Source organism: Ralstonia sp. SA306 (assembly GCF_054792405.1).
Genome location: NZ_CP096451.1, coordinates 1479236 through 1504719 on the forward strand (window position 1 = coordinate 1479236; position 25484 = coordinate 1504719).

A 25484-nucleotide genomic window follows, 5' to 3' on the forward strand; every position below is an offset into this window, starting at 1 on the left:
GAATCCTGGGGCGGAATCGGGTGACGCGCCGAGTGCCGGGCAGTGCGCCCAACAATGGGGAGGAGCCACGTGAAGCTGCACCAGTTGCGCATCCTGCTTGCCGTGGCACAGCACGGCAGCATCCACGAGGCTTCGCGCGGGCTGCATATTTCTCAGCCCGCGTTATCCAAGGCGATTGCGGAGCTGGAACGGGAGCTTGGCGTCACGCTGCTGTCGCGCTCGGTGCGCGGCGTGAGCCTGACGGCGTATGGGATGGCGCTCGTCAAACGGGCCAGCGTGGTCGAGCAGGAGTTGCGTCACGCGCTGGAAGACATCGAATCCATCCGCGGGCATGCGGAGGCCGAACTCAACATCGGCTTTACCGCCGTGGCGTCGAGCGGACCGCTGCCGGACGCGATGGCGGCACTGCGCAAGCGGTTTCCCAACGTCGCGCTACGCGGCTTCGAACAACGTCCGCAGCAGATTCTGGAAGGGCTGCGCGAAGGGCGGCTCGATATCGGACTGATCTCCAGCAACAGCGGCCCCGGCACGGGGAGTTTTCAGTGGGAGCCGCTGTTTTCGGTGCCGATGCGCCTGGCGGTGCGCCCAGGCCATCCGCTGCGCCGCGTACGCAGGCTGCGCCCGCTGCTGGATGCCGACTGGCTCGTGCTCGACCCATTGGAAGACCCGGGCAGCCCGATGGCCAGCCTGATGCGGCTGCACCGCCTCGAAATACCCCGCCGGATCGTGCAAAGCGCATCGAATCTGCTAGGGCTGCAACTGGCCACAAAGACGGACGTCGTCAGCATGTGGTCGGAATTCGTCTTCAGCGGCACCGGCGGGCCGCTGCGCATGGTTCCCGGCTCGCTCGAAGTCTTGCCGATGGAAGACGAACTGCCGGATTTCAATGTCTACATGGTCTACCGTTCGGCCGACCTGATGACGCATGTGTGTGCGGAATTCAGCAAGGAGATCCGGCACGCGGCGCAGGGCTATCGCCATCGTTGAACATCACGCGTCAAGTTCGGCGCCTTCCGTGCGCATGGCCCCTGGCGGGCGCCCGACCACCCGCTTGAAGGCGCGGCTGAACGCAGCGAGAGACCCATAGCCGAGCCGGTATGCGACGGCTTCAATTGCCTCGCGGTCACGCGTGATCCATTGCGCGGCGAGTCGCATCCGCAGCTCGGTCAGATAGCGTACGGGCGTCATTCCGGTGGCTGCGAGGAAGCGCTCGGCAAATACCGAACGCGAAACGCCCGCTTGCGCCGCCAGCTCGGCAACGCTCCAGTTGCGGCCCGGGTCTCGATGCAGCGCGACGATCGCGCGACCGAGTTTCGGCTCGCGCAGCGCCTGCACCCAGCCCGTCGCGTCGCCGCAGCCGCATTCCACCCAGCCGCGCACGATGAAAGCGGCCACGACGTCTGCCAGTCGCGCCAGGATGCCCGCAAAACCTGCGCGCTCCGAGCACGATTCACGTTCCATCGCATCAAGCATCGGGCGGATTTCCGGATAGCGCGCGAGCAGGGTGCCGACGTGCATGAACTCGGGCATGGTGCCCACTAGGGGCTGCATGCCGCCCAGATCCAACTCCATGCAGGCGCTGAAAATGAGCGCATCCCCTGGCGCCGATTCCGTACCGGCGCCAACCGACGCCACCGTGTCGCAGATCTTCGCGGCTTCAAAGCCGGCGATCTCGCGGCACGGCACATCCGGATCGGACAACAACGCATGCGGCGTGCCCTGTGGCAGCAGCACAGCATCGCCAGCCTCAAGCTGCATCGTTGCGCCCGACGCGTCGCGCAGCAGCACCGGCCCGCGCCCAACAAAGTGGAATTGCGCACGGCCTGGCGCCTCGCCAAAGCTCAACCCGAAGGGCCGGGCTACGTGGATACGGCGGTACTGGACGCCACTCAGCCGCATGCCCAGCAGCAGCTCGCTGACAAGGTCGTGCACGTCGGGCAAGGCAGACGGCAGAGAAGAGGGCATCCCAAAATCCGGACGATTGATCAACAAGACCGGATTGTATGCCATAGACCGTCCGGCGATGGGGCCCTACCATGCGGCCTTATTGGTATTTCCCCTGATCTTTTTCTACGGACCGACGCATGAATCCCGGAATCTCCACGGCCGCCTCAATCGCGGCTCCGCGTGAACCCGCCTGGGGCGCTGTCTTTGCGATGGCGCTGGGCGTGTTCGGGCTCGTCACGGCCGAATTCCTGCCCGCAAGCCTGCTGACGCCCATGGCGGAAAGCCTCGGCGTGACCGAGGGCGTGGCAGGACAGGCCGTCACGGCCACCGCAACGGTTGCGCTCGTCACCAGCTTGCTGACCGCCGCTGTCACGCGCTCCATCGACCGGCGGCGCGTGCTGCTCGCATTCTCGGTGCTGCTCGTGGCATCCAACCTTGCGGTGGCGTTCGCGACCAACCTGACGACGATTCTGATCGGCCGCGTGGTGCTTGGCATTGCGCTGGGCGGCTTCTGGACCATGGCCACTGCCACCGCAATGCGGCTCGTGCCTGCCGCGATGGTGCCGCGGGCGCTGTCGATCATTTTCAGCGGCGTGGCCGTCGCCACGATCGCCGCCGCGCCACTGGGCAGCTACTTCGGCCACCTGATCGGCTGGCGCAATGTGTTCCTGGCCGCAGCAGGGCTGGGCGTGATTGCGTTCGTGTCGCAGGTTGCGACATTGCCGTCAATGGCGCCAAGCGGCACGACGCGCCTGCGCACATTGATCGACGTGCTGCGACGCCCGAGCGTCGGCATCGGGATGTTTGCCACGATCCTGGTGTTCACCGGTCACTTTGCGTTCTTCACGTACCTGCGGCCATTCCTCGAACAGGTTGCAGGCGTTGGCGTAAACGGCCTGTCGGCGATCCTGTTGGGCTACGGCATTGCCAACTTCGTCGGCACATCGCTCGCCGGCCGTGTGCTGGAACACCGGTTGCGGCCAATGCTGATCGCCATGCCCGCGCTGATGGTGGTGCTCAGCATCGCACTTGTTGCGCTGGGCCGTGCGCCGGTCTTCGATGCCGTGCTCATCGCGCTGTGGGGCATGGCGTTTGGCGGCGTGCCGGTGGCGTGGTCGACATGGGTCACGCGCACCGTGCCTGATGAAGCCGAAAGCGCGGGTGGCCTGATCGTCGCGGCTGTGCAGCTTGCAATTGCAACCGGTGCGGCAGCGGGCGGCGTGGTGTTCGACGCGAACGGCGCGGTGGGTGTGTTCATTGGCGCCGCCGTAGTGCTGGCCATTGCCGTCGCGACGATCGTGACGGGCGTGCCCAAGCGCCTGGAGCTGGTGCCGGCAATGGCTGAGTGACGGAGCAAGATGCGCGCTGCTGGGCTGGGCTGGTCGGGTGTGGGTTGGGTCCAACCTCAAAGCGTGCACCTGTATTTCTCATAATTTGCATTATGTTAAATAGATGGTCGACCGGCATCCACCGGTCTCGCCTCACACCTCTTAAGCCTTCTTCAAAAACTCCGGCTTGAGCAGATAGCTCACGCCATCGATCTTGCAATCGATCGGATGGTCACCCGGGACCAGCCGGATGTTCTTCACCTTGGTGCCCGCCTTGAGCGTGCCCGAACCACCCTTGAGCTTCAGATCCTTGATCAGGAGCGCTGCGTCGCCGGTACGCAGCGGGTTCCCGTTGCTGTCCTTGATCTCCGGTTCGGCCTCCACTTCGGCTGCGGGCTCCCGAGGGTCCCATTCGTGGGCGCAATCCGGGCAGATCATCATTTCGCCGTCCTGGTAGGTATTCTCAGAGGCACATTGAGGACAGGCGGGAATCGTGGACATATCGAGTGGCATGAAGCGGCTGAATTGGGGCCCGCACTATACCAGCCGGAACCCCCTGGATGGCTTGACCATTGTCACGCCGATATGCGCCGCGCCAGCAAGAAAACGGGCCCCGTCGCCAATCGGGGCCCGTTTCCATCTTGCTCTTGAGGGCGTCCGTTGCGACGCCCTCAAAGCTGCCGTGCTCAGTTGCCGAACAGGCTCTCCAGCACGCTGATCGTCGTTGAAAGGGTCGCGGAAACCGTCCCCGTTTTCCCTGCGTCGATCGCCAGCGCCACATCGCCCGTGGAGGCAAAGGATGCGCTCGCCCGATCCTCCGTGGTGGCAAACGCCACGGAGCCGGCGCTCGGTACGCCCGAGGCGCCCACGACCAACGGCGACGTCGTGGTCAGCAGAAGGTTTTCGTTGCCCGAGGCCGTCGTGAAATTCAGGTTGCCGGAAAGCTTCACCTCATCGGTAAAGGTCAGCAGCGAAAGCGCATCATCCAGACGCCAGCCTGCCAGCATGATGGAATCCTGGACGCCATTGATGTTGCGGTTCACGGTTGCGTCATTGGATGTCGCAATGTATTTCAGCGTGCTGTCGGGCTGCGGAATCGATTTGGAAATCGTCATCGTTCCATTGAATGTCATTGAAGCGGTACCTGCCTGCGCACTCAGATTATTGGCGGTGACGGCCGCGACAAACGAAAAATCCTGCAGGTTTGCTGTCGGGCCCGACGCCGCATTGATGACAAATGACATTCCGCCATTGAGCGTCGTCAATAACGTTGCGCCGGCAAGTTCAACGTTCTCCTGGCAATTCGCAAACGTCATGCTGGCGGTATCGCCTGCCGAGATGCTGTTCGAACCATCACGATCGTTGAATGTAATGGATGCGGTGCCTCCGCCCGTGCAGTTGGACGATAAGGTTCCGGGGCCCGCCTGGCTGCCCGCAGCGATGACGGAGAAAAGGCTGATCGCGTAGAGGCTATATGTATCGCGAGAACCAAAGTACGTATAGGCGGCAGCGGTTCGCGCGTTCAGGTAACCGTTGGCAGGGTCCGCCAGCCGGATGGAGGAAGGTTGCTGCGGCACGGGGAGTACGGCACCGCCTTCATCATCGCCGCCCCCGCACGCGGCCAAAGCCGCTGCCATTGCCGTGATCAGCGTTGTCTGCAGCAATGTCTTCATGGCGAACTCCTTATTCTTTTCACGAAGATTCAACAACCTATGCCAGAGACATCAGCTTATGCAGCGTGGTTTTCATTGCGTTTGATGATTAAAACTTCATTGATCCACCGCAACACAAAATTCAACCGAAAATAATCTGCCAAAGCAGAATCTGCTTACACTTTCAATTCAATCCATTCATTGAATATCCGACTTTCTTTCGCTTGACCGCCCTCACCTCTGCGCGTCATTGCCATCGCTTTTTCGCGGACATCCCGCCCGTTCGATTCGTGGGCAATCCGTCAAGTGCGCGACAGGCACCGGTCTTCGTTCTATGATCCAGCCTTCAACGACCGTTGCTGAACAGGAGAAGCCCATGGGCGAAGCCAAACGACGCGGCACGCAAGCCGAACGCATGTCCCAGGCGCAGAGCCGACTGGACGCCTTGCGCCCCGAAAAGCTGGTCTGCGGCGCCTGCAAGACCGCCTTTACCGAATTCGAAGGGATGGAACCGCGCGACATGCCTGGCATCCACGCCATCTTCGGCGGCGAATGCCCGAACTGCGGCGAGAGCGTGATCTCGTTTAACGGCGAACCAGAAGCCGTGGCCGCCGCCATGCTCGCGTATCAAGACGCCATGGAAGACGCCAAGCTCGGCGCGCAGACGCAGGAGGGCAAACACATGCCCTACGTCGACGAAGAAGACAAGCCCACGAAACACTGAAGCCGCCATGCAGAACACCCCGACGCGACGCTACCGCCACTACAAGGGCGGCGAGTACGAATGGCTATGCGAGGCCACGTATGAGCCCGATCCTGCCATCAAGATGACGGTCTATCGCGCCGCCAACGGCACGATCTGGACACGCCCGTCAACGATGTTCCATGAAATGGTTGAAGTCGACGGCCGGCAGGTGCCGCGCTTTGCGCTGATCGACTGAATGCCGACCGAAACCTTCTCCTTGCGAGCGGGCCTGCGGGCCCGTTTTACGTATTGGCGCGACCGCACCGGCGCTTGGGCCGCGCGCCATGGCCAACTGACTGCGGGGCTGCACGAGTTTGTCGTCTTCGGCATCAAGCAGGCGTGGGCATGCCTGTTCGGCGGGTTGATGGTCGCGCTGCTGATCGGCACGCATTTCTGGTATCCGGCCGACGCGCCGATTGCCCGCTACGACGCTCTGACGATTGCCGCGGTCATCATTCAGATTGCCTTGCTCTGGCTGAAGCTGGAGACGTGGGACGAAGCCAAAGTGATCTTGATGTTCCATGTGGCCGGTACGGGCATGGAGGTGTTCAAGACTGCAGTCGGTTCGTGGATTTATCCCGAGGCGTCGGTGCTGCGCATCGGCGGCGTGCCGCTGTTCACAGGCTTCATGTACGCCTCTGTGGGGAGCTATATCGCGCGGGCGTGGCGCGAATTCGACCTGCGCTTCTCGCAGCACCCGCCGTTGGCCGTGACGGCCCTGCTCTCTCTGGGCATTTACGCGAATTTCTTCCTGCACCACTATTGGTGGGATCTGCGCTACGTGCTGATGGCGCTGATTGCGGTGGCATTCCGGCGCTGCTGGATCCACTTTCGCATTGATCGCGTCCACCGGCGCATGCCGTTTCTGCTCGGCTTTACGCTGGTAGCGCTCTTCATCTGGCTCGCGGAAAACATCGGCACGTTCACGCGCACGTGGCTCTATCCGAACCAGTTGCAGGGCTGGGAAATGGTGTCCATAGCCAAGCTCGGCGCCTGGTTCCTCCTGACCATCATGAGCTACGTGATGGTCACGCTGGTCAACCCGCCGTGGCCCGTTTCTGACGCTTGAACCAGGCATGCTCGCCCGGCGCCCAGTCGCGGAGTTCGAAGGTGATGCGCACGCGGCGCGAGAGCTGCAGGTAGACGCCGCACGTGAACGTCAGCGCCACCGCCACGGCGGCGCCGTCGATAAAGGTGGTGCGCGCTCCTGGAATGCCGCCCGCCATCAACATGAGCCCGATCAGCGGCGGCAGCAGCGCCATGTGCGCGAGCATGGCCGGCCGGAACGCGCTGTCGTGCGTGGTAGCCAGTACCAAGACCGTCACGCAGGAGATCAGATAAAGCAGCGTGGTCAGGTTGATCGCCCCGCTGCCCGGCGCGTTGGCATCAAACAGATCGGCCCCGGCCAGTTGCAGCGCATCCATCGACAACCCTTGCCAGAACACCCACGTTGGCCCGGCGATGGCAATGGCCAGTACCCACGGCAGCCATCCGGCAATGCCGTACAGCGGATGTTGTCCCGCTGCGATCGGGTCGATATCGACCCAGCGATGCGTCAGCATGATGCACCCCCAACAATGCGCGCCCGTTCTGGTGACGGTTGCTTTCGGCAAGCGCCGGCGGCGTCTGCCTCCCCTGCTTTCTAGCTTAGGTCGCTGCGCAAAGCTCGCAATGCGGGAGGAACCCTGAGCGCACAATCGAATTGCGCTGCCTCAACTGCCGGCCAGCTATCGGCGGAACAGTCGCGGGCGGTCCGGATCGTAGAGCGGGTCGGGCGTGAGCTGCGTGAGCTGCAATACACCGGCGGGGTCGAAGTAGAAGTGCATCAGCGACGGCCAGACGTCGTCCGCCTTGAAGCGGTACGACCAGACCAGGCGGTCCATGCGCGGGAAATACGCCGTTTCCACCGGCTGGCCGAAATGTCGCAGCACGTCGTCCCGGGTCCAGACACCGATCTTGGCCTGGGCAAACTCAAGGCTGCTCAGCACTTGCTTGAAGGCGACGAGCTTGCCGCTGGCATCGAAGTCGGCCGCGTAGGTGAACTGGCCGTACGGTTTGGTCGGATAGAGCCAGCGGGTGCCGCCACCGAGCGGATAGGTTTCGCGCGGCGGCCCGAACTGCGCCTGCACGGCGGGCTCGTCCGCACCCACCAATCGTTGGCCCTTGGTGACGGGGGATTCCAGTGCCGCACATCCCGCCGTTGCCGCAACCACAATCGCTACCGCCGCCCACCGCATTGCGCGCATGACAACCGCCCTCGCCTAACTGAGTGAAGCCGGTAGTTTACCGCCGCGCCTAGGTTCAACGCGCGAGTAGCGGCGTGATATCGAGGTGCGTCGCGGCCAGGCGCGCATCGGCGTGCGGCAATCGCGGGATCGTGCCCAGATGCGGTGCATTGATCCAGCGGCGCAAGGTGGCGACGTTGTCGTCAAGCCCTGCCATGGCCGGGTCGACCACGTTACCGACCCAGCCTGCCAGATGCAGGCCGCGTGCGGCAATTGCCTCGGCGGTGAGCGCGGCGTGGTTCAGGCAGCCCAGGCGCAACCCGACAACCAGCACCACGGGCAAGCCCAGCGCCACGGCCATCTCGGCCGTATCAAAGTCGTCTGACAGCGGCACCCGGAAACCTCCGACACCCTCCACCACAACGGCATCCGCCAACGATCTGGCGTGCGCAAACGCATCGAGAATCGGCGGCAGCGTAATCGTCACGCCCTCTCGCGCTGCGGCCAAATGCGGAGACATCGGCGCATCGAGCAGCCATGGGCAAACGGTGTCGAGCGGCAGATCGACTGACGCGGCGGCGCGCAGTTGCTCGACGTCTTCATTGGTGCGCGTGGGCGCGCCCGCCAGCGTGCCGGCAGCAATCGGCTTGAGGCCTGCGGCGCGGTAGCCGGCATCAGTCAGCTTGGTCAGCAATGTCGCGCTGACCAGCGTCTTGCCGATCTCCGTATCCGTGCCGGTGACAAAGCAATCGAAGCGCGCGCGCATATCAGGCTGCCTTGGCCGGTTGCAGAGACTGGCCGGCCGCTTCCAGCGCCTGCGCAAGGCGCTCGATGTCTGCATCGGTATGTGCGGCCGACAGCGTGATGCGCAGACGCGCCGTCCCCGCTGGCACCGTCGGCGGGCGGATGGCGGCGATGCGGATGCCTTCGCGTTCCAGCGCGGCGGCCAGCGCCAATGCGGGGGCGTTCTCGCCAATCACGATCGGCTGGATGGCCGTGGGCGATGGCATCCATTGCCAACCGAAACGCGCGGCCAAACGCTGCGCATGGGTACTCCAAACGGCGATATGGCGATCAAGGCGTGCGCGGCGGTCAGCGCCCTCCTCGCCCGCGATCAGATCCAATGCTGCTTCCACCGCACACGCAATGCCCGGCGGCGTGGCGGTTGTGAAGATGTACGTGCGTGCGCGCTGGACCAGCCAGTCGATCACCAGCCGGTGCGCGACGATGGCCGCGCCCGATCCACCAGCGGCCTTGCCGAAGGTGCCGACATAGATGAGGCGTTTCGAGTGCAGCCCGAAATGCGACAGCACGCCCGAACCTTTTTCGCCAAGCACGCCCAAGCCATGCGCGTCGTCGACGATCAGCCAGGCGTCGTAGCGTTCGGCCAGCGCGAGCAGTTCGGGCAGCGGTGCGATGTCGCCGTCCATGCTGAACACGCCGTCTGTGACGATCAGCTTGTTGCGGCTGGTGCTCGCGGCCAGAAGCGCTTCCAGCGCAGCCAGGTCGACGTGCGGATAGACCTTGATCGGCGCCCGCGACAACCGTGCCCCGTCAATGAGCGAGGCGTGGTTCAGCGCGTCGGAAAAGATCGTGCACTCCTCCGCCGGGCGGATGCCGCCGGCCTGCGCCATGGCGCTCACCACGGCCAGATTGGCCATGTAGCCGGTGCAGAAGAACAGCGCGTCTGCCTCGGGAATGTGTTCAGCTTGCAGCGCAGCCATGCGTGCTTCCAGCCGCGCGTGTGCGATCGAATGGCCACTGACCAGATGCGATGCGCCGCTGCCGAAGCCATATTGCCGCGTGCCGCGCGTCACCGCCTCGGCCAAGGCGGGATGCGCTGCCAGGCCCAAATAATCGTTGCCGCAAAAGCCGAGAATGTCGCGCGGTTCGCCTCCGGGCACGCTGATACGCTGGCTGCGGTCGGTCGGGCTGTACGCGGTGCGGCGCACGCGGCGCAGGTGCGCGGCGTCGATGGCGTCGAGGCCCGCCTGGAGGTCGTCAAGCAATCGCATAGGTGTGTCCTTCTGTTTCGCCCGTAGCTTGGGCCAGCGTGTCTTCAAGCGTCTGCAGCGTGCGTTCGACCAGGATGTCGGCCTCTTCGTCGGTCAGCACATAAGGCGGCAGCAGATAAACGGTGGTGCCGATGGGGCGCAGAAGCAGCCCATGCGTACGCGCCGTCAGCGCAAAACGTTCAGCAAAACGGGCACCGGCCACTTCGGGGTGCACGTCGAACGCGGTGATCATCCCCGTCTGCCGCAGATGGGCAAAACGCGCATCGTGCGACAGCGGCGCCAGCCCCTGGGCGATGCGCGCGGCGGTCACGCGATTGCGCGCAAAGACGTCTTCTTCAGCAAACAGATCGAGCGTGGCCAGTGCCGCGCGGCATGCCAGCGGGTTGCCCGTGTACGAATGCGAATGGAGGAAGCTGCGCACCGGTGCATCGTCGTTGAAGGCGTCATAGATGGCATCACGCGACAGCACGATCGATAGCGGCAGATAGCCACCGCTGATGCCCTTCGACAGACACAGCAGGTCCGGCCACACGCCAGCCTGCTCGCACGCGAAGAACGTACCGGTGCGGCCGCAGCCGACCGCAATCTCGTCCGCAATCCAGTGCACGCCAAATTCATCGCACAGCGCGCGTACGCCGCGCAGATAGCTCACGTCGTGCATGGCCATGCCCGCGGCGCACTGCACCAGCGGCTCGATGATGACGGCGGCGATGGTGCCGGCGTTGGTGCTCAGGCAATCGCGCAGCGCGGCCAACGCGCGTTCGGCCACGTCGGCGGCGGTCTCGCCTGGGCCGGCTAGACGCGCGTCCGGCGATGGCACGCGGTGCGATTGCAGAATCAGCGGGTCATACGCATCGCGGAAGATCGCGACATCGGTCACGCCCAGCGCGCCGAGCGTTTCACCGTGATAGCCATGTTCCAGGCAGACGAAACGGCTGCGCGCGCCCTGCCCTGCGTTGCGATGGGCGTGGAAGCTCATCTTGAGTGCGATTTCCACGGCAGAAGCACCGTCGGAGCCGAAGAAGCTGTGGCCCAGCACACCGCCCGTCAGGTCGATCAGGCGCTCAGCCAGCTCCACTGCCGGGCGATGCGTGGCGCCCGCCAGCATGACGTGCTCCAGTGAGTCGAGCTGGGTCTTCAGCGCCGCGTTGATGTGCGGATTCGCATGGCCGAACAGGTTCACCCACCAAGAACTGGTGCCGTCCAGGTAGCGCTTACCATCAAAGTCGATCAGCCACGGCCCCTGGCCGCGTGCGATCGGCAGCGGCGGCATGGCATCGAGCCGCGCATTTTGGGTGCACGGATGCCAGACGGCCGCGCGGCTGCGCGCCTGCCACGCCGTATTGGCGCTGGACGCGCCGTCAACCGGCACCGGAATTGGGGGATACGCCATACGAGGCCTCCTCGAAACAGAAGCGGGGGATTCGGCGGCGTATGGTAGAGGGCATATCGATCAAACAACAAGCCCGCACGTTGAATGAAATTAACGACACATAGACCGAAAAAGAAAGACGAAACGCGCTTCTTCGGCGGATTTCCAACGTCCTGCATGGAACTTGTCGCTAAAAAATCTTTTCCGGCGCAATAAAAAAGGCCCTAAAAATCACATCGAGCAGGCATCGGCCGAACGCGACCTCGAAACTTGCGACGGAGGCGGGAGGGCTGAAGGATTATTTACTTTGAGTGATGTTCAGAATGGACCGCACGTTTGCGTTGCGTCATTGCCCCGCCCTAGGGATAACCCTATACTCGGGAAAACCCTAGATAACGCAACGAGAGAAAACATCATGATCCAGCAAGCCTATTACACCCCGAAGTTCGCCGGCCAAGCTCAAGTGCAGGCCGCCCGTCGCCCATCGCTGCTGCGCGCAGTGGTCAATTTCTTCCGCAACGGTTGGGATGACAACCTGGTGTACGCAGAAGTGGTTGGCAAGTCGGGCTCATACCTGGGCTAAGGCCTGCGGCTGAATCGTCAGCCATGCCGCAAAGGCAAAAAAAAAAACGGCGCATCGGCGCCGTTTTTGCTTTGGCCGCTTCACGCGCACCTAGCCTAAATCGCCACCGCCCACCGGCAACACCGTCCCGGTGATGTACGAGGCCTCGTCCGAAGCCAGGAACAGGATCGCTCGCACCTGCTCGTCGATCGTTCCGTAGCGATGCATCAGGCTGCTGGCAATGGTCTGGTCGACGATGCCCTGGTACCAAGCGGTTTCCTGCTCCGACATGGGCGCCGTGTTGCGCGGAATCTTCCGCGGCGGCGCCTCGGTGCCACCCGTGGCGACGGCGTTGACGCGAATGTTGTCCTGCGCATGCTCCAGCGCCAGGCTGGCCGTGAGCGCGTTCACACCGCCCTTGGCCGCCGAATACGGAATCCGGTAGATCCCGCGCGTGGCAATCGATGACACGTTCACGATCACGCCCTGCCGGCGCTCCACCATGTGCGGCAGCACAGCGCGGCAGCACCACAGTGTGGGAAACAATGAGCGGCGGATCTCCGCCTCGATCTGCGCTTCTTCATAGTGCTGATACGGTTTTGCCCAGATCGTGCCGCCGACATTGTTGATCAGTACGTCGATGCGGCCATAGGCATCAAGCGCGGCCTGCACCGCATGTTGAGCGCCAGCGTAGGTTTCCAGATCCGCCGTGGTGGCGTGGGCCTGACCGCCGGCAGCGGCAATCTCGGCCTGCACCTCGTAGACCAGTTCTGCTCGATCCACCAGCAGCACGTGGGCGCCCTCTTGTGCCACCGCCAATGCCACGCCACGCCCGATACCTTGGGCCGCGCCCGTCACGACGGCAGTCTTGCCTGAGAATCGTTGCATGCTCATGCCGCCTTCGCCTCCGGTACTGCATTGGGCGTGAACTTCTCGTAGTAGAAGCTGTTGGGCTTCACGCCCTCATCGTCAAAGTACTTCCGCACGGCGTCGACCATTGGCGGCGGGCCGCACAGATAGACGTCCACGTCGCCGTCGTTCAGGGCGTCGGCCGGCACGTGCTGCGTCACCCAACCCTTGCGCGGATGATTCGACGCGGCGTCGGCCACGACGGTGGCATAGCTGAAGTTCGGCAACCGTGCTGCATAGGCTTCCAGCGCATCGACCTGCACCAAGTCTAGGTCACGGGTCACGCCATAAATCAGATGCACCTTCTGTTGCGAATTGGTGCGTGCCAGCACTTCAAGCATCGACAGGAACGGCGCGAGGCCCGTGCCGCCCGCCAGGAACAACAGCGGCCGCTGCACATTGCGCAGATAGAAACTGCCCAGCGGCCCGTGCAGATCGAGCTTGTCCCCCGGCCGTGCGGTTTCCAGCCAACGGCTCATCACGCCGCCGGGAATCTTCTTGATCAGGAAGCTGATCTTCGATTCTCCGGGGGCGGATGAGAACGAATACGAGCGATGCTGCCCGCTGCCCGGCACGCCGATGTTGACGTACTGGCCAGGGAGAAACACCGGCGCAGTGGCATCCACATCCAGTTCAAGCACGACGGCTGCGTCGTTGTGCAACTCGACTTTCGACACCGTTGTCCCGAAGCTGCTCTGGCCAGTCTTGCAGCTGGTCGACGTGGTGGGCACCGCGATCACGCAATCGCTTTGCGGCACCATCTGGCACGTCAGGACGAGGCCGGTGTTCTTCTCGTCTTCGGTCAGGGCATCGTCAATGTAGTCGTCACCGAGGTCGTAGCTTCCGCTCTCGGCGCGGCACTTGCAGGTTCCGCACACACCATCGGAGCAATCCATGGGCAGGTTGATCTTGGCGCGGAAGGCGGCATCGAGCACCTTCTCCCCCGCTTTGCAATCGATGAAACGGGTCACACCGTCCTCGAAGTTCAATGCGACTGTGAAACTGGACATGGGATACCTCCGCTGCCTTGGATACGTGGGTGCAGATCAGACGTGATAAACGTCCAGCACCTGCCGGATGTAGTCGTTCTTCAGGACGATCTTCTTGGATGCGATCAGGAAACCATCGCCGGTGCGGCGCAGGGTGACGAACATCGTGCCGAAGAAGTGATCGGTGGTTTTGTACCGATGGCTGAGCGTGTGAAAGTTGTAGCGCACGTCGACTTCATCGCCGCGTTCGGCCAGGACTTCCACGTTGGTGACCGTGTGGCTGGTTCTCGGCTCCGGCGTGGAAGCGCCGCTGCGTTCGGTCTTGATGCGAAAGACGCGATCCTCCAGCCCGCAGCGATTGGCGTAGTACATCAACGAGATCTGGCTCTGCGGGTCGTCGGTCAACTGGTCGTCGTCATCCCATGCGGGCATCCAGTAGGTGACGTCTTCTGCGTAGCACTCGAGCCACACGTCCCATTGGCGGTCGTCAAGCAGTCGCGCCTCGCGGTACAGGGCGGCGCAGATGTTCTGGTAATCCGTGCTCATGCCGGCACCCCTTCGCATTCCTGCTTGAGTGCCGCGCGCATGACGCGCACCCAATATTCGTGCTGGCAGACGAACAGGCCTTCGTCTTCACTGCGCTCGCCCGAGATGAGCGGCTTCAATCCCATCCTGGTTGCATTCTCGTCAGGGCCGTGAATCCACAGGGGCGCCCCGCGCGACAGGTCGTTCCACAGCGCGGTGGTGCCGGCATATCCGTTCTGGCAGGCGCGGAATTCCTCCAGGTCGTCGGCGGTGCCCATGCCCGTGACGTTGAAGAAGTCCTCGTACTGGCGGATGCGCGTGGCACGGTCGGTTGCGCTCTCGCCCTTTGGCGCGAAACAGAAGATGGAGACCTCGGTCTTGTCGACGCTGATTGGCCGTACCACGCGAATCTGCGTGCTGAACTGATCCATCAGAAACACGTTTGGATACAGGCACAGATTGCGGGTCTGGTTGACGATGAAGTCCGTTTGGATTTCGCCCACGCGCGCCTTGATTTCGTCGCGGTGTGCATAAACGGGCCGCACCTCCGGATTCATCGTCTTGGTCCACAAGAGGATGTGACCGTGCTCGAAGCCATAGACGCCCGCCACCGACTTGCTCCAGCTGTTCGCATCCACCGCCTGGGTGCCGCCTTCCTTGCGCCGCCCCATCGTTGCGGCGTAGTTCCAGTGCACGGTGCTCACGTGGTAGCCGTCGCAGCCGTTCTCCATCTGCATCTTCCAGTTGCCGTCATAGACGTAGGAAGAATTGCCACGCAGCACTTCCAGGCCATCGGGCGCCTGATCGACGATCTGGTCGATGATCACTCGCGCTTCGCCAAGATAGTTTTCGAGCGGTTGCACGTCGGCATTGAGGCTGCCGAACAGGAAGCCACGATAGTTCTGGAACCGCGCCACCTTCTTCAGATCATGCGAGGCGTGCGTGTTGAACTGCACCGGATACTCGGTGGTCTTTTCGTCCTTTACCTTGAGCAGCTTGCCCGTGTTGGAGAACGTCCAGCCGTGGAACGGGCACGTGAAGCTGCCCTTGTTTCCATGCTTGCGGCGACACAGCATCGCACCCTTGTGCGCGCACGCGTTGATGACCGCGTGCAGCTCCCCGGTCTTGTCGCGGGTGATGACGATCGGCTGGCGGCCGATCCACGTGGTGTAGTAATCGTTGTTGTTCGGGATCTGGCTTTCATGCGCCAGATACACCCAGTTGTTCTCGAAGATGTGCTTCATCTCCAGCTCGAACAGATCCGGGTTGGTGAAGATATCGCGGCGGCAGCGGAAGATGCCGGCCTCTTCGTCATCCACCACGGCGGTTGACAGCAGTTGGTCCAGTTCGCTGGCTTTATCGATCAAGGCGGACATGGTTTTCTCCACGTTGAGGCACTCGGCCTCAAGCCTCGGCCGAAGCGCGCAGGCGATTCACGCGCTGGTTGTCCTTGCCCTGAACCAGTGGCGTCAGGGCAATATTGAATTCAATGTCTTTGTACGCATCGGCCTTCAGGGCGAGCGCGGCACCACCGGTTTTCTCCACCACGTGCGGAATCAGTTCTTCGCGTGTGGCATAGGCAAAGTCGTCCCAGATCAGCGGATCGCCTTCGATGTTGAATTGCGTCGTCAGCTTGCGGTGGCCATTGCTCGTGACGAAGAAGTGCACATGCGCAGGCCGGTTGCCGTGGCGGGCAAGCCCGTTCAGCAGTTGCTGCGTGGCACCTTGCGGCGGGCAGCCGTAGCCCACCGGCATCAGCGTGCGGAATTCATATTTGCCATCGGCACCGGTCCTGACCGCGCCGCGCAGGTTGAACGGGCTTTGCGCACCGGTCGGATCGAAATGCGAATAGAAGCCGTTCGAGTTCGCATGCCAGCACTCGACCACCGCGCCAGCCACCGGCTTGCCGTCGGCACCGGTCACCGTGCCGTGAATGATCAGCGGGCCCGCAGCCGGATCCGGATCGATATCGATCCTGGACACGCCATCGCGTACCGTCGTGCCCGCAACGTACAGGGGACCCTCAATCGTGCGCGGCGTGCCACCGTTGATGCCAAGTGCCTCGTCCGCAGCGTCCATGCGGATATCGAGATACTTCTCCAGGCCCACACCTGCAGCCAGCAATGCGGCCTCGCCGTCTTGGCCGAGCTTGTTCAGATAGTTGATACCTGCCCACACTTCATCGGGCGTGATATCGAGGTCGTCGATGGCCTTGAACAGGTCGGCCAGCAAACGATGGGTGATCTGCTTCAGGCGGGCGTTGCCCTCCTTGCCGTCCAGATTGGTGGCGGCCTTCAGCAGGTCCTGCACTTCTTTCGTTTGGAATACGCGCGCGTTCATGATGGGTGTCTCCACGTGGTTTTCTGGGGGGAATGTCTCAGGCGTCATTGCCGTGAACTGACGAGGGGTGACGGCACAGCGGTGTTACCGAAATCTCCATGTACGGAAACAGCGGCAGCGCCGTCAGGATGTCGTGCAGTTCGGCATTGCTCTGCACGTCGAAGACGCTGACGTTCGCGTACTCACCAACCAGGCGCCAGATGTGGCGCCACTTGCCGCTGCGCTGCAGATCTTGCGAATAGGCTTTCTCGCGCGCCTTGATCTCGTTGGCGACATCGGCGGGCATGTCGGCCGGCAGGCGGACATCCATGCGGACGTGGAACAGCATCGTGGTCTCCTTGGTGGGGTGTCGAGGTCTGGTTGTTCTTATTGGCGGCGCAGGCGCGCCAGCTTGTCGCGGTCAATCTGGATGCCCAGGCCGGGGCCGGTGGGCACCTGCAACATGAAATCGCGGTATTGCAGCGGCTCGGTCAGCAGTTCTTGCGTGAGCAACAAGGGGCCGAACAGCTCGGTGCCGAACTGCAGCTCGCCAAAGGTGGAAAAAACATGGGCTGACGCTGCCGTGCCAACGGCCCCTTCGAGCATCGTTCCGCCGTACAGGCCGATGCCTGCAAGCTGCGCGATGGCGGCTACCTGCATGGCCGGCACGAGGCCGCCGGATTGCGCGATCTTCACGGCAAAGACGTCGGCGCTGGCAGAGCAGGCCAACTCAAATGCATCCAGCGGACCATGCAGCGCTTCGTCGGCCATCATCGGCACGGCGAACTGGCGGGCAAGGCGCTCCAGCGCGGCGCGGCTTTCTGCGCGCACCGGTTGCTCAATCAGGTCGATGCCGCCGGCCTGCAACGCGGCGATGCCGTTGGCGGCATCAAGCTCGCTCCAAGCCTGGTTGACGTCCACGCGTACGCTCACGGCGTCGCCCAGGGCGCGCTTGATGGCCAGCACGTGGGCCACGTCGTCTGCCACCGGGCGCAGGCCGATCTTCAGCTTGAAGATGCGGTGACGGCGCTCAGCCAGCATCGCCTCTGCCTCGGCAATGTCCTTCTTCGTGTCGCCGCTGGCGAGCGTCCAGGCCACCGGCAGCGCATCACGCAGGCGGCCGCCGAGCAGCTCCGACAGCGGCACGCCAAGCCGGCGGGCCTGCGCATCCAGCAGCGCCGTTTCCAGCGCGCACTTGGCAAAACGGTTGCCCTGGATGGTCTTTCGCACCTTGGCCATGGCAGCCGCGACATTGCGGGCCTCCGTGCCGATCAGCAGCGGCGCGATGTGCGTATCGATGTTGACCTTGATGCTCTCGGGGCTCTCTTCGCCGTAGTTGAGGCCGCCAATGGTGGTGGCCTCGCCCCAGCCTTCGATGCCGTCTTCGCAGCACACATGCACGAGAACGAGCGTCTGCGTGTGCATGGTGGCGACGGACAGTTTGTGCGGACGGATGGTGGGCACATCCACTAGAATGGCCTCGATCGAGCGAATCATGTTTTCCAGGTATCAGAAGAACTGCTATCAACGTGGAATCCAGATTACTCAGCGCGATTTATTGCGTCCAACACCGATTTAGTATCAGTTTCATACCCATCAGGTATAAAAATGGAGCTGCGCCACCTTCGCTATTTCGTTGCCGTTGCTGAAGAGCTGAACTTCACGCGTGCAGCTGAACGGCTGCACATCGCGCAGCCGCCGCTCTCGAGGCAGATTCAGCAGTTGGAAGAAGAAGTCGGCGTGCTGCTGTTCGAGCGCGGCAGCCGCCCGCTCAAGCTCACCGAAGCCGGCCGCTTTTTCCACGCGCACGCGCGGCAATTGCTCGCGCAGACCGCAGAACTTGCCTCGATGACGCAGCGCGTGGGTCAGATCGAGCGGCGCATGTCCGTCGGCTTCGTGGCTTCGACGCTGTATGGGATGCTGCCGAAGGTCATCCGGCGTTTTCGGGCGGAGTACCCGATGGTCGATCTGACCATGCACGAGATGACGACCATGGACCAGATTCAGGCGCTCAAGGACGGCCGCATCGACGTCGGGTTCGGCCGCATCCGCTATGAAGACCCGAACGTGCGGCGCATCCTCCTGCGCGATGAGCGGTTGATCGTCGCGCTGCCGTCAGGCCATGCGCTGCTGGACGGCAGGACGACCGCATCCCTGCGCGACCTTGTCGGCGACACGCTCATCATCTATCCACGCACACCGCGTCCGAGCTATGCGGACCAGGTGCTCGCCCTCTTCCACGATCGCGCCCTGGAACCCAGCAAGATCTACGAGGCACGGGAATTGCAAATCGCCCTGGGGTTGGTCGCCGCAGGCGAAGGTGTATCAGTCGTGCCGCGCAGTGTGGCGGGCTTGCGGCGCGAAGATGTCTGCTACATGGAACTCGACGATCCGCAATTGGTCTCGCCCATTATCTTCAGCACGCGACTGCTCGACGAGTCTGAAGACATCCGTGCCATGCTGGCACTGACGTATCGGTTGTATGACGAGCAGAAGATCCCGTATTACGCACCCTCGTAAGGCTTGCAATGGCGGCCCCAAAGTTACAAGCCGCTGGACACGACGGCCGCATGAGCTAGATTGAAGCAAGGCGCCCGTCCGCCTGCGATTGGAGCGCAAGCGAGTGAAAAGAATACGCCGCCCCATCATCAAGTTGGCCCTCGTCGGGGCGCTGTTGCTTGCGATAGCTGCCTTGCTTGTCGCTCGTGAATTTCGCACCTCTGCCTGGCAAGCCCGCTACTTTGCGCAGCTGGCGAAATCGCAGACCTTTCCTGTCAAACCGGGGCCGAACAATTCGGCCCGCTACCCGAACTCCGGCCCCTACGACCAGCGGCTCGGTTATCACGATCTTCCGACCTTTCTGGACCGCCTGCGCTCGCGCGGCTACATCGTCGCCCAGCAGGCCGTGCCATCCAACGAGATGGTCGCGCGAATGGACAGCGGCATGAATCCGCCCTATCGCGAAAAAGACCAGGCGGGGCTGGAGTTGCTGGACGACGATGGCAGCCCGATCTACCACGTGCGGCACCCCGAACGTGTGTATGACAGTTTTGCGTCGGTGCCGCCGCTGCTGGTCGACTCGCTGCTCGCCATCGAGAACCGCACGCTGTTGCAGACCGAATACCCCAAGCGCAATCCGGCCGTGGAGTGGTCGCGCCTGGCGCGCGCCGTGTGGGATCGCGCCCTGCACGTCGTCAACCCGGCGCATGAATCGCCCGGGGGCAGCACGCTCGCTACGCAAATCGAGAAGTACCGCCACTCGCCGGAAGGCCGCACCGATTCCCCCAGCGAAAAGCTGCGCCAGATGGCCTCCGCATCCGCCCGCGCCTATCTGAACGGCGAAGACACCACCGTCACGCGCCACCAGCTTGCAGTCGACTATCTGAACACCGTACCGCTGGGCGCGCGCGCTGGGTTTGGCGAGATTCAAGGGATTGGCGATGCGCTGTGGGTCTGGTACGGACGCGACTTCGCACAGGTGAATGCGTTGCTCTCGGCCAACTCAGCCGCGCCGCTGGCAGACCGTGCGCTGGCATACAAGGAGGCGCTGAGCTTGCTCGTATCGCAGCGGCGCCCGTCGTACTATCTTGAGAATCTCGATGAACTGGAGACATTGACCAACGCGTACCTGCGGGTGCTGGCCGTATCCGGCGTGATTCCGCCAGCGCTGCGCGATGCGGCCATTGCGCAATCGCTCAAGCAGCAGGCCCTGAACACGCGCGTGCCGCCTCCGCCCATCGAGCACAAGGGGACAAACGCCGTACGCGTCAACCTGGCGGGCATGCTGGGCATCTCGCGCATGTACGCGCTTGACCGGCTCGACCTGACCGCCAGCAGCACGCTCGATGCGCCGTTGCAGCGCGATATCTCAACTGAGCTGCGCAAGCTGCGCGACCCGGCGCACGCCAAGGCCGCCGGCCTCGTCGGCGACATGATGCTGGAGCGCGGCGACCCGCGCGGCGTGACTTACAGCTTCACGCTCTACGAACGCGCGCCCGGCGGCAACCGGGTGCTGGTGCAGGCCGACACGTTCGACAAGCCGTTCGACATCAACGAAGGCGTCAAGCTGGATCTGGGCTCAACGGCCAAGCTGCGCACGCTGGTGACGTATCTCCAGATCGTGGCCGAGCTGTATAAGCGCTATGCCGACCAGCCTGCGGCGGCGCTGCGCAAGATCAACATCCCCGTGCAGAATCCGATCGAGCGCTGGGCGGTGGACTACCTCGCCCATACGCAAGACCGGTCGCTCAAGGCGATGCTCGATGCATCGATGGAGCGCAAATATTCCGGCAACGCCGGCGAATGGTTTGCCACCGGCGGCGGCATGCAGAGCTTCGAGAACTTCGAGAAATGGGAAGGCACCCAGAACTTCACGGTGCGCGAGGGGCTCAAGCATTCCGTCAATCTGGTGTTCGTTCGGATCATGCGCGACATCTCGCGCTACTTTCAGCATCAGTTGCCCAACGCCGGCGCCGAGGCGTTGACCAACCCGGACTCCCCGCAGCGGCAGGTCTACTTGCAACGCTTTGCCGACCGCGAAGGCAAGCTGTTCATGGGCCGGTTCTACACAAAGTACAAGGGCAAGACCGACCAGGAGCGCGAAGCCATCCTCGTGCAAAGCACCCGCGCCACACCGGTGCGACTAGCCACGATCTACCGCAGCATCGACCCGGAAGCCGGTCCGGGCAAGCTCGCAGCGTTCATCCGCAGCTACCTGCCAGGCGCAAAGCTGGATGAGGCCGAACTCACCAATCTGTATGAGAAGTATTCCGTCCAACGTTTCGACCTGGCCGACCGCGGCTACATCGCACGACTGCATCCGCTGGAACTCTGGCTGGTGGCGTACCTGCGGACCCATCCTCAAGCCACGCTCGCGCAGGTGAACGAGGCGAGCGCCGATGAACGCGTGTCCGTCTACAAATGGCTGCTGCAATCGCACCGCAAAGCCGCGCAAGACAAGCGCATCAAACAGATGCTGGAGATTGAAGCGTTCCAGCAGATTCATGCCATGTGGAAGCGGCTGGGGTATCCGTTTGAATCGCTGGTGCCGTCATACGGCACGGCCATCGGCGCATCGGCAGACCGGCCGGCATCGCTGGCGGAGCTGATGGGCATCATCGAAAACGACGGCATCCGCCTGCCCAGCGTGCGTATCGACCGCCTGCGCTTCGCCGCCGACACGCCTTATGAAGTCATGCTTTGCCGCGACCCCAGCGCTGGAGAACGCGTGCTGCCGCCCGAGATTCCACCTCTGGTCAAATCCGCGCTGGCCGGCGTCGTCGAAGGTGGCACCGCCAAGCGGATCTCAGGAACGTTCGTCCAGAAGGATGGCAAACCCATCGCCATCGGCGGTAAAACCGGCACCGGCGACAACCGCTTCAAAACCTTCAGCCGCGGCGGTGGCCTTATCTCGGAGCGGGTCGTCAGCCGCTCCGGCGCCTTCGTCTTCTATTTGGGAGACCGTTACTTCGGCACCGTCGTGGCCTACGTAGCCGGCGCAGACGCGGCCAAGTACAAATTCACCAGCGCACTGACGGTGCAAGTGCTAAAAGTCCTGGCGCCCACGCTGATGAACCACCTGAACCTGCAAGACGAGGCGCCAGCCTTCAACTGCAAGATGCCGCAGGCCACGGCACCGGAACAAAAGCTGGATTGACCATCAACGCAAAGACCGCTGCAACCAGATCGCCCCCGCGCAAACCAACGCCACTGCCGCGCCCCAGGCAAACAAATCCCCCACAGCCAACAACGTCGCCTGCCGATCAATCTCCGCCGAGATGCGAATCAACTCAGAACCCTGCAACGGATGAGGCCACTGCCAGGCCGGCGTCAGCGCGCTTACGTGCCCCACCAGGTCAGTGCGATGCTGCGCCTGTCCGCGCTGCAGCAACAACGTGGCCCCCATCGTCCCAAACGCCTGCGCCCAAGCCCGCATGATTCCCTTGAACTGGTAGGCATGGCCAAAATCCTTGGCGGGCAAATCCACGTAAGACAGCCCCGCCACCTGGATCACCACAAACATCCCCACCATGCCTTCTATCATGAACCCCGGCACCACCGCCGCCACCGAAGCCCCCGGCATGGCTACACGCGACATCCACAGCAGAGCAGTCGCCATCAGCACAAAACCGATGGAGATCAGCACGCGCTTGGTCGGCAGCACGTTCGTCAACTGAAAGTTCAGGATGCCCAGCACCACCGTCACCAGGCCGCCCAGGCTCATCAATTGCGCGGTGGTCTCGTAACGGAAGCCCAAACCGTTCTGCAGCAGGCTCGACGAGAGAAACCCCCAGGCGCTCGCAAACATGTAATAGATGGCGTAGAAGACCATGCCCATCAGGAAGCGCCGCTGCAGCGTCGCCCGTAAATCGACCCACGGCAACGGATGGCCAGTCTGGCGAATACCGATCCAGATGATGAGCGCCACCACCGCAATGATCGGCACCACCTGCGCGGGCGACCCATCCGGATGAATGAAACGCGCCTGCTGGAAACCGTGCAGCGCAATCAGCGCCGCGAGCCCGAACGCGATGGCCGAGGGCCAGTCGAGCGAGGCGAAATCGCCCTTGCGCTCGTGCATCTTCGGATGCGGATAGAACGCCGCCACCAGCCCGCACACTACAACGGCCACCAGCAACTGCGCGACGAAGATGGCGCGCCAGCCGAATTGCTCCGTGAGCGCCGCCGAAAGCATCGGTGACACGCAACTCAGTCCGAAGATGCCGTAGATCATGCCCTTCATCATCGTGCGGCGTTCGTGCACGGGGCTGTGCTGCACAAAGATGCGCGAAGTGGACAACATCGGCCCGCCGCCAAACCCCTGCACCGCCCGCCCGACGATCAGCATCGTGCCGCCCTCGGCCGCCGCGCACATCAGCGTGCCGACGATGAACACCAGAAGCGACAACAGCGTGTGCTTCCGGTATGTCATGTGATCGGCCAGCCGCCCCATCACCAGAATCGCCAGGCTGGCCGCCGCCGCATACGCCGTCACGGCCCAGAGATACACATCTTGTGATGCAAGCACCCCGCCTTCGATATGCGGCCCGGCAATCGAGAACATCAGGTTGGACATGTAGTCCACACCCGTCGCCAAGCCAATCACCATGCCCACCATGCGCAATTCCATCCGGCCGCCGACGGTCGATGCGGCGGCGGGTTTGCGCGGTGCGGACGGCGGAGAAACCATGTGGTCTGTGCTTGGCGTGTTCATGCAGGGATGGTAATTTGCCTCGAAACCGGCGGAAATCGCCTGCCAACAAATTCATTGTTCAACTATGCGAACGACGGACTGGAACGACTGGGACACTTTCTGCACCGTGGCCACGCTCGGCAGCTTCACGCGCGCGGCCGATCGGCTGGGGTTGCCCAAGTCGTCTGTCAGCACGGCGGTGTCACGGCTCGAAGGCAAGATGGGCGTGCGCCTTTTCGAGCGCAGCACACGCCGCCTGCGCCTGACCGATGCCGGTGAAGCCCTGCTGCGCGACGCGGGCCCATTGTTCCAGCGGCTGCGCGAAGTGTCGGAAGACGCTGCAGCGACGTTCCAGTCACCCGCGGGCACCTTGCGCATTGCCATGCCGTATGAGTTTGCCGCCAAGCAGCTCGCCGAGGTGGTGCTGGAAGTCATGCGCGAGCACACCGGCTTGCGCATCGAGGTGGATGTCGCGCCGCGCCAGATCGACCCGCTCGCCCAGGGCTACGACATCATGCTGACGGTGCCGCGTGGCCCGTTGCCTGATTCCGGCCTCGTCGCTCAGCGCGTCTTTGATTTGCGGCGCGCCGTGGTCGTCGCCCCGCAACTGCTGGAACGCCTCGGGCCGCTCACCCACCCAGACCAACTCGCCGATTGGCCCTGTCTCGGCACCTCGAACGAAGCCGAATGGCAGTTCCGCACGCCCGGCGGCGAGACGATCAATCTGCCCCTGGACTTCCGCATGCGCACCTCCAACAGCGAACTGCGCATGCAGGCCGCCATTGCGGGTCTGGGTGTCGCCCGCATCACCTCTGTGTTCGCTACCGACCTGATCGCTTCCGGCGCGCTGCAGGAGGTGCTGACAGACTTTCAATCCCCGCCGATGCGCGTGTATGCCGTCTTCCCGGGCCGCCGCCTGATGCCCGCCAAGGTCAAAGTCTTTATGGACGCCCTGCACCGCCGCATAGAGCATTCCCGCCAGCACACCGACATGCGGCCCACCTTTGTGGACGAAGCTGCCGCGTCCTGGCCGCCTGAGTCGCTGCTCTGACTTTCAATCTTTCCTTTTTATCTACGCAAAGCCATGCGCCCGTTTACCAAACTCCCCGTTTTGATTGCCGCGCTCGCTCTGAGCACCGTTGGCTGCTCTCGCGCCGAAGACATCGGCAGCGTCAGCACCAATTTCCGCATCACGGGCTCCGACAAGATCGTCATCGAAGCCTTTGACGACCCGCTTGTGCAGGGCGTGACCTGCTATGTCTCGCGGGCGCGCACCGGCGGCATCAAGGGCTCGCTGGGCGTGGCCGAAGACGTGAGCGAAGCCGCCGTGGCCTGCCGCCAGGTCGGTGACATCAGCTTCGTCAAGCCGCTGCCGCAGCAGGACGACATGTTCACGCAGCGCCTGTCGCTCGTCTTCAAGACGCTGCACGTGGTCCGCACGGTCGATCGCAAGCGCAATGTGCTGGTCTATCTGACGTATTCAGACAAGGTCATTTCGGGCAGCCCGAAGAACAGTGTGACGGCGGTTCCGATCCCGGCCAGCCAACCCATTCCGGTGAAGTGAGGCGCAAGACGTATAGAAAAGCGATGCCAGCACCACATTGGTGCGGGGCAACGCAAGCGTGGTGGCCGAGCAACGGTAGACGGCGCAAAAGGGGTGCATACGTAAGCCTACGTATGGTGCATTGCATCATCTGGTGTATG

26 protein-coding genes are annotated in these 25484 nt (G+C 63.0%); 10 read left to right on the forward strand and 16 right to left on the reverse strand.

Features of this window, described 5'->3' with window-relative positions; translation table 11 throughout:
- Positions 1-69 precede the first annotated feature (69 nt).
- Positions 70-987, forward strand: coding sequence for a LysR family transcriptional regulator (locus M1D44_RS07100; RefSeq protein WP_204360042.1), 918 nt, complete (start codon positions 70-72; stop codon positions 985-987).
- A gap of 3 nt (positions 988-990) precedes the next feature.
- Here the strand turns inward: M1D44_RS07100 and M1D44_RS07105 are convergent, their stop codons facing one another.
- Complete coding sequence (locus M1D44_RS07105) at positions 991-2010, reverse strand: AraC family transcriptional regulator (RefSeq protein WP_051541445.1); 1020 nt, start codon at positions 2008-2010, stop codon at positions 991-993.
- Between the two features lie 74 nt (positions 2011-2084).
- Here M1D44_RS07105 and M1D44_RS07110 point away from each other — a divergent pair, with 74 nt between their 5' ends.
- Positions 2085-3296 carry an MFS transporter gene (locus tag M1D44_RS07110; protein ID WP_316853928.1) on the forward strand — a complete coding sequence of 404 codons (1212 nt, stop codon included), beginning with the start codon at positions 2085-2087 and terminating at the stop codon, positions 3294-3296.
- A 141-nt stretch (positions 3297-3437) separates the two neighbouring features.
- On the opposite strand, the gene M1D44_RS07115 is transcribed toward M1D44_RS07110, so the two are convergent.
- Positions 3438-3776 carry a zinc ribbon domain-containing protein YjdM gene (locus M1D44_RS07115; RefSeq protein ID WP_024975684.1) on the reverse strand — a complete coding sequence of 113 codons (339 nt, stop codon included), beginning with the start codon at positions 3774-3776 and terminating at the stop codon, positions 3438-3440.
- Positions 3777-3961: 185 nt separating this feature from the next.
- The gene (locus M1D44_RS07120) at positions 3962-4948 is read right to left on the reverse strand and encodes a hypothetical protein (RefSeq protein WP_316853929.1); all 987 of its coding nucleotides are present in this window, start codon (positions 4946-4948) and stop codon (positions 3962-3964) included.
- 355 nt (positions 4949-5303) lie between these two features.
- On the opposite strand from M1D44_RS07120, the gene M1D44_RS07125 reads away from it, so the two are divergent.
- The 3 genes from M1D44_RS07125 to M1D44_RS07135 are packed head-to-tail and all read left to right on the forward strand — an operon-like array spanning position 5304 to position 6741.
- On the forward strand, positions 5304-5651 hold the full coding sequence (locus M1D44_RS07125; protein ID WP_316853930.1) for a hypothetical protein: 348 nt from the start codon (positions 5304-5306) through the stop codon (positions 5649-5651).
- Positions 5652-5658: 7 nt separating this feature from the next.
- Positions 5659-5868 carry a DUF1653 domain-containing protein gene (locus M1D44_RS07130; RefSeq protein WP_092970385.1) on the forward strand — a complete coding sequence of 70 codons (210 nt, stop codon included), beginning with the start codon at positions 5659-5661 and terminating at the stop codon, positions 5866-5868.
- Positions 5869-6741, forward strand: coding sequence for a DUF817 domain-containing protein (locus M1D44_RS07135; protein WP_439004568.1), 873 nt, complete (start codon positions 5869-5871; stop codon positions 6739-6741). It abuts the gene before it with no gap.
- On the opposite strand, the gene M1D44_RS07140 is transcribed toward M1D44_RS07135, so the two are convergent.
- The 5 genes from M1D44_RS07140 to bioA all read right to left on the reverse strand — a co-directional run bounded on the left by M1D44_RS07140 (position 6710) and on the right by bioA (position 11305).
- Entirely contained in the window at positions 6710-7234 is a 525-nt protein-coding gene (locus M1D44_RS07140; RefSeq protein WP_439004569.1) for a hypothetical protein, read from the reverse strand. The two genes, M1D44_RS07135 and M1D44_RS07140, sit on opposite strands and share 32 nt — an antisense overlap.
- Positions 7235-7399: 165 nt before the next feature.
- A complete protein-coding gene (locus M1D44_RS07145; RefSeq protein WP_316853931.1) occupies positions 7400-7918 on the reverse strand; it encodes a hypothetical protein in 519 nt (172 codons plus the stop codon).
- Positions 7919-7973: 55 nt separating this feature from the next.
- Complete coding sequence (gene bioD / locus M1D44_RS07150; RefSeq protein WP_024975691.1) at positions 7974-8663, reverse strand: dethiobiotin synthase; 690 nt, start codon at positions 8661-8663, stop codon at positions 7974-7976.
- Position 8664: 1 nt separating this feature from the next.
- Positions 8665-9912, reverse strand: coding sequence for an 8-amino-7-oxononanoate synthase (gene bioF, locus M1D44_RS07155; protein ID WP_316853932.1), 1248 nt, complete (start codon positions 9910-9912; stop codon positions 8665-8667).
- Positions 9899-11305, reverse strand: coding sequence for an adenosylmethionine--8-amino-7-oxononanoate transaminase (bioA, locus tag M1D44_RS07160; protein ID WP_316853933.1), 1407 nt, complete (start codon positions 11303-11305; stop codon positions 9899-9901). The genes bioF and bioA overlap by 14 nt, the downstream gene beginning before the upstream one ends.
- Before the next feature lie 394 nt (positions 11306-11699).
- Between bioA and M1D44_RS07165 the strand changes: the two genes are divergently transcribed.
- A complete protein-coding gene (locus tag M1D44_RS07165; protein ID WP_200869025.1) occupies positions 11700-11867 on the forward strand; it encodes a hypothetical protein in 168 nt (55 codons plus the stop codon).
- A gap of 90 nt (positions 11868-11957) precedes the next feature.
- Here M1D44_RS07165 and M1D44_RS07170 read toward each other — a convergent pair whose 3' ends face one another.
- Genes M1D44_RS07170 through M1D44_RS07200 form a run of 7 tightly spaced genes read right to left on the reverse strand, consistent with a single transcriptional unit; the run spans position 11958 to position 18085 of the window.
- Positions 11958-12740 carry a 1,6-dihydroxycyclohexa-2,4-diene-1-carboxylate dehydrogenase gene (locus tag M1D44_RS07170; protein WP_316853934.1) on the reverse strand — a complete coding sequence of 261 codons (783 nt, stop codon included), beginning with the start codon at positions 12738-12740 and terminating at the stop codon, positions 11958-11960.
- Positions 12737-13765, reverse strand: coding sequence for a benzoate 1,2-dioxygenase electron transfer component BenC (gene benC, locus M1D44_RS07175; protein WP_024975695.1), 1029 nt, complete (start codon positions 13763-13765; stop codon positions 12737-12739). Before benC ends, M1D44_RS07170 begins: the two co-directional genes overlap by 4 nt.
- Positions 13766-13801: 36 nt before the next feature.
- Positions 13802-14290 (reverse strand): benzoate 1,2-dioxygenase small subunit, encoded by a 489-nt coding sequence (benB, locus tag M1D44_RS07180; protein WP_316853935.1) that lies wholly within the window; start codon positions 14288-14290, stop codon positions 13802-13804.
- The gene (locus M1D44_RS07185) at positions 14287-15645 is read right to left on the reverse strand and encodes a Rieske 2Fe-2S domain-containing protein (protein WP_316853936.1); all 1359 of its coding nucleotides are present in this window, start codon (positions 15643-15645) and stop codon (positions 14287-14289) included. The genes benB and M1D44_RS07185 overlap by 4 nt, the downstream gene beginning before the upstream one ends.
- A 28-nt stretch (positions 15646-15673) precedes the next feature.
- A complete protein-coding gene (gene catA, locus M1D44_RS07190) occupies positions 15674-16609 on the reverse strand; it encodes a catechol 1,2-dioxygenase (RefSeq protein ID WP_024975698.1) in 936 nt (311 codons plus the stop codon).
- A 37-nt stretch (positions 16610-16646) separates the two neighbouring features.
- On the reverse strand, positions 16647-16937 hold the full coding sequence (gene catC, locus M1D44_RS07195) for a muconolactone Delta-isomerase (protein ID WP_024975699.1): 291 nt from the start codon (positions 16935-16937) through the stop codon (positions 16647-16649).
- Positions 16938-16975: 38 nt separating this feature from the next.
- Positions 16976-18085: a muconate/chloromuconate family cycloisomerase gene (locus M1D44_RS07200; RefSeq protein ID WP_112184876.1), complete on the reverse strand. Its 1110-nt coding sequence runs from the start codon at positions 18083-18085 to the stop codon at positions 16976-16978.
- A gap of 111 nt (positions 18086-18196) precedes the next feature.
- Here M1D44_RS07200 and M1D44_RS07205 point away from each other — a divergent pair, with 111 nt between their 5' ends.
- Positions 18197-19108 carry a LysR family transcriptional regulator gene (locus tag M1D44_RS07205; protein WP_024975701.1) on the forward strand — a complete coding sequence of 304 codons (912 nt, stop codon included), beginning with the start codon at positions 18197-18199 and terminating at the stop codon, positions 19106-19108.
- A 103-nt stretch (positions 19109-19211) separates the two neighbouring features.
- On the forward strand, positions 19212-22244 hold the full coding sequence (locus M1D44_RS07210) for a transglycosylase domain-containing protein (protein WP_316853937.1): 3033 nt from the start codon (positions 19212-19214) through the stop codon (positions 22242-22244).
- Between the two features lie 3 nt (positions 22245-22247).
- On the opposite strand, the gene M1D44_RS07215 is transcribed toward M1D44_RS07210, so the two are convergent.
- Positions 22248-23801 (reverse strand): MFS transporter, encoded by a 1554-nt coding sequence (locus M1D44_RS07215; RefSeq protein WP_024975703.1) that lies wholly within the window; start codon positions 23799-23801, stop codon positions 22248-22250.
- A gap of 64 nt (positions 23802-23865) precedes the next feature.
- Here M1D44_RS07215 and M1D44_RS07220 point away from each other — a divergent pair, with 64 nt between their 5' ends.
- The gene (locus tag M1D44_RS07220; protein WP_024975704.1) at positions 23866-24831 is read left to right on the forward strand and encodes a LysR family transcriptional regulator; all 966 of its coding nucleotides are present in this window, start codon (positions 23866-23868) and stop codon (positions 24829-24831) included.
- A 33-nt stretch (positions 24832-24864) separates the two neighbouring features.
- Entirely contained in the window at positions 24865-25344 is a 480-nt protein-coding gene (locus M1D44_RS07225; RefSeq protein ID WP_024975705.1) for a CreA family protein, read from the forward strand.
- The last annotated feature ends 140 nt before the right edge of the window (positions 25345-25484 follow it).

Coding starts and splice junctions, on each gene's coding strand:
- M1D44_RS07110 (WP_316853928.1), top strand. CDS start 2,085: ATGAATCCCGGAATCTCCACGGCCGCCTCAATCGCGGCTCCGCGTGAA.
- M1D44_RS07145 (WP_316853931.1), bottom strand. CDS start 7,918: ATGCGCGCAATGCGGTGGGCGGCGGTAGCGATTGTGGTTGCGGCAACG.
- M1D44_RS07205 (WP_024975701.1), top strand. CDS start 18,197: ATGGAGCTGCGCCACCTTCGCTATTTCGTTGCCGTTGCTGAAGAGCTG.
- M1D44_RS07135 (WP_439004568.1), top strand. CDS start 5,869: ATGCCGACCGAAACCTTCTCCTTGCGAGCGGGCCTGCGGGCCCGTTTT.
- M1D44_RS07120 (WP_316853929.1), bottom strand. CDS start 4,948: ATGAAGACATTGCTGCAGACAACGCTGATCACGGCAATGGCAGCGGCT.
- benC (WP_024975695.1), bottom strand. CDS start 13,765: ATGTCCAGTTTCACAGTCGCATTGAACTTCGAGGACGGTGTGACCCGT.
- M1D44_RS07140 (WP_439004569.1), bottom strand. CDS start 7,234: ATGCTGACGCATCGCTGGGTCGATATCGACCCGATCGCAGCGGGACAA.
- M1D44_RS07185 (WP_316853936.1), bottom strand. CDS start 15,645: ATGTCCGCCTTGATCGATAAAGCCAGCGAACTGGACCAACTGCTGTCA.
- M1D44_RS07105 (WP_051541445.1), bottom strand. CDS start 2,010: ATGGCATACAATCCGGTCTTGTTGATCAATCGTCCGGATTTTGGGATG.
- catC (WP_024975699.1), bottom strand. CDS start 16,937: ATGCTGTTCCACGTCCGCATGGATGTCCGCCTGCCGGCCGACATGCCC.
- M1D44_RS07165 (WP_200869025.1), top strand. CDS start 11,700: ATGATCCAGCAAGCCTATTACACCCCGAAGTTCGCCGGCCAAGCTCAA.
- bioD (WP_024975691.1), bottom strand. CDS start 8,663: ATGCGCGCGCGCTTCGATTGCTTTGTCACCGGCACGGATACGGAGATC.
- M1D44_RS07170 (WP_316853934.1), bottom strand. CDS start 12,740: ATGAGCATGCAACGATTCTCAGGCAAGACTGCCGTCGTGACGGGCGCG.
- M1D44_RS07125 (WP_316853930.1), top strand. CDS start 5,304: ATGGGCGAAGCCAAACGACGCGGCACGCAAGCCGAACGCATGTCCCAG.
- M1D44_RS07130 (WP_092970385.1), top strand. CDS start 5,659: ATGCAGAACACCCCGACGCGACGCTACCGCCACTACAAGGGCGGCGAG.
- bioA (WP_316853933.1), bottom strand. CDS start 11,305: ATGGCGTATCCCCCAATTCCGGTGCCGGTTGACGGCGCGTCCAGCGCC.
- benB (WP_316853935.1), bottom strand. CDS start 14,290: ATGAGCACGGATTACCAGAACATCTGCGCCGCCCTGTACCGCGAGGCG.
- M1D44_RS07215 (WP_024975703.1), bottom strand. CDS start 23,801: ATGAACACGCCAAGCACAGACCACATGGTTTCTCCGCCGTCCGCACCG.
- M1D44_RS07115 (WP_024975684.1), bottom strand. CDS start 3,776: ATGTCCACGATTCCCGCCTGTCCTCAATGTGCCTCTGAGAATACCTAC.
- M1D44_RS07225 (WP_024975705.1), top strand. CDS start 24,865: ATGCGCCCGTTTACCAAACTCCCCGTTTTGATTGCCGCGCTCGCTCTG.
- M1D44_RS07220 (WP_024975704.1), top strand. CDS start 23,866: ATGCGAACGACGGACTGGAACGACTGGGACACTTTCTGCACCGTGGCC.
- M1D44_RS07200 (WP_112184876.1), bottom strand. CDS start 18,085: ATGATTCGCTCGATCGAGGCCATTCTAGTGGATGTGCCCACCATCCGT.
- bioF (WP_316853932.1), bottom strand. CDS start 9,912: ATGCGATTGCTTGACGACCTCCAGGCGGGCCTCGACGCCATCGACGCC.
- catA (WP_024975698.1), bottom strand. CDS start 16,609: ATGAACGCGCGCGTATTCCAAACGAAAGAAGTGCAGGACCTGCTGAAG.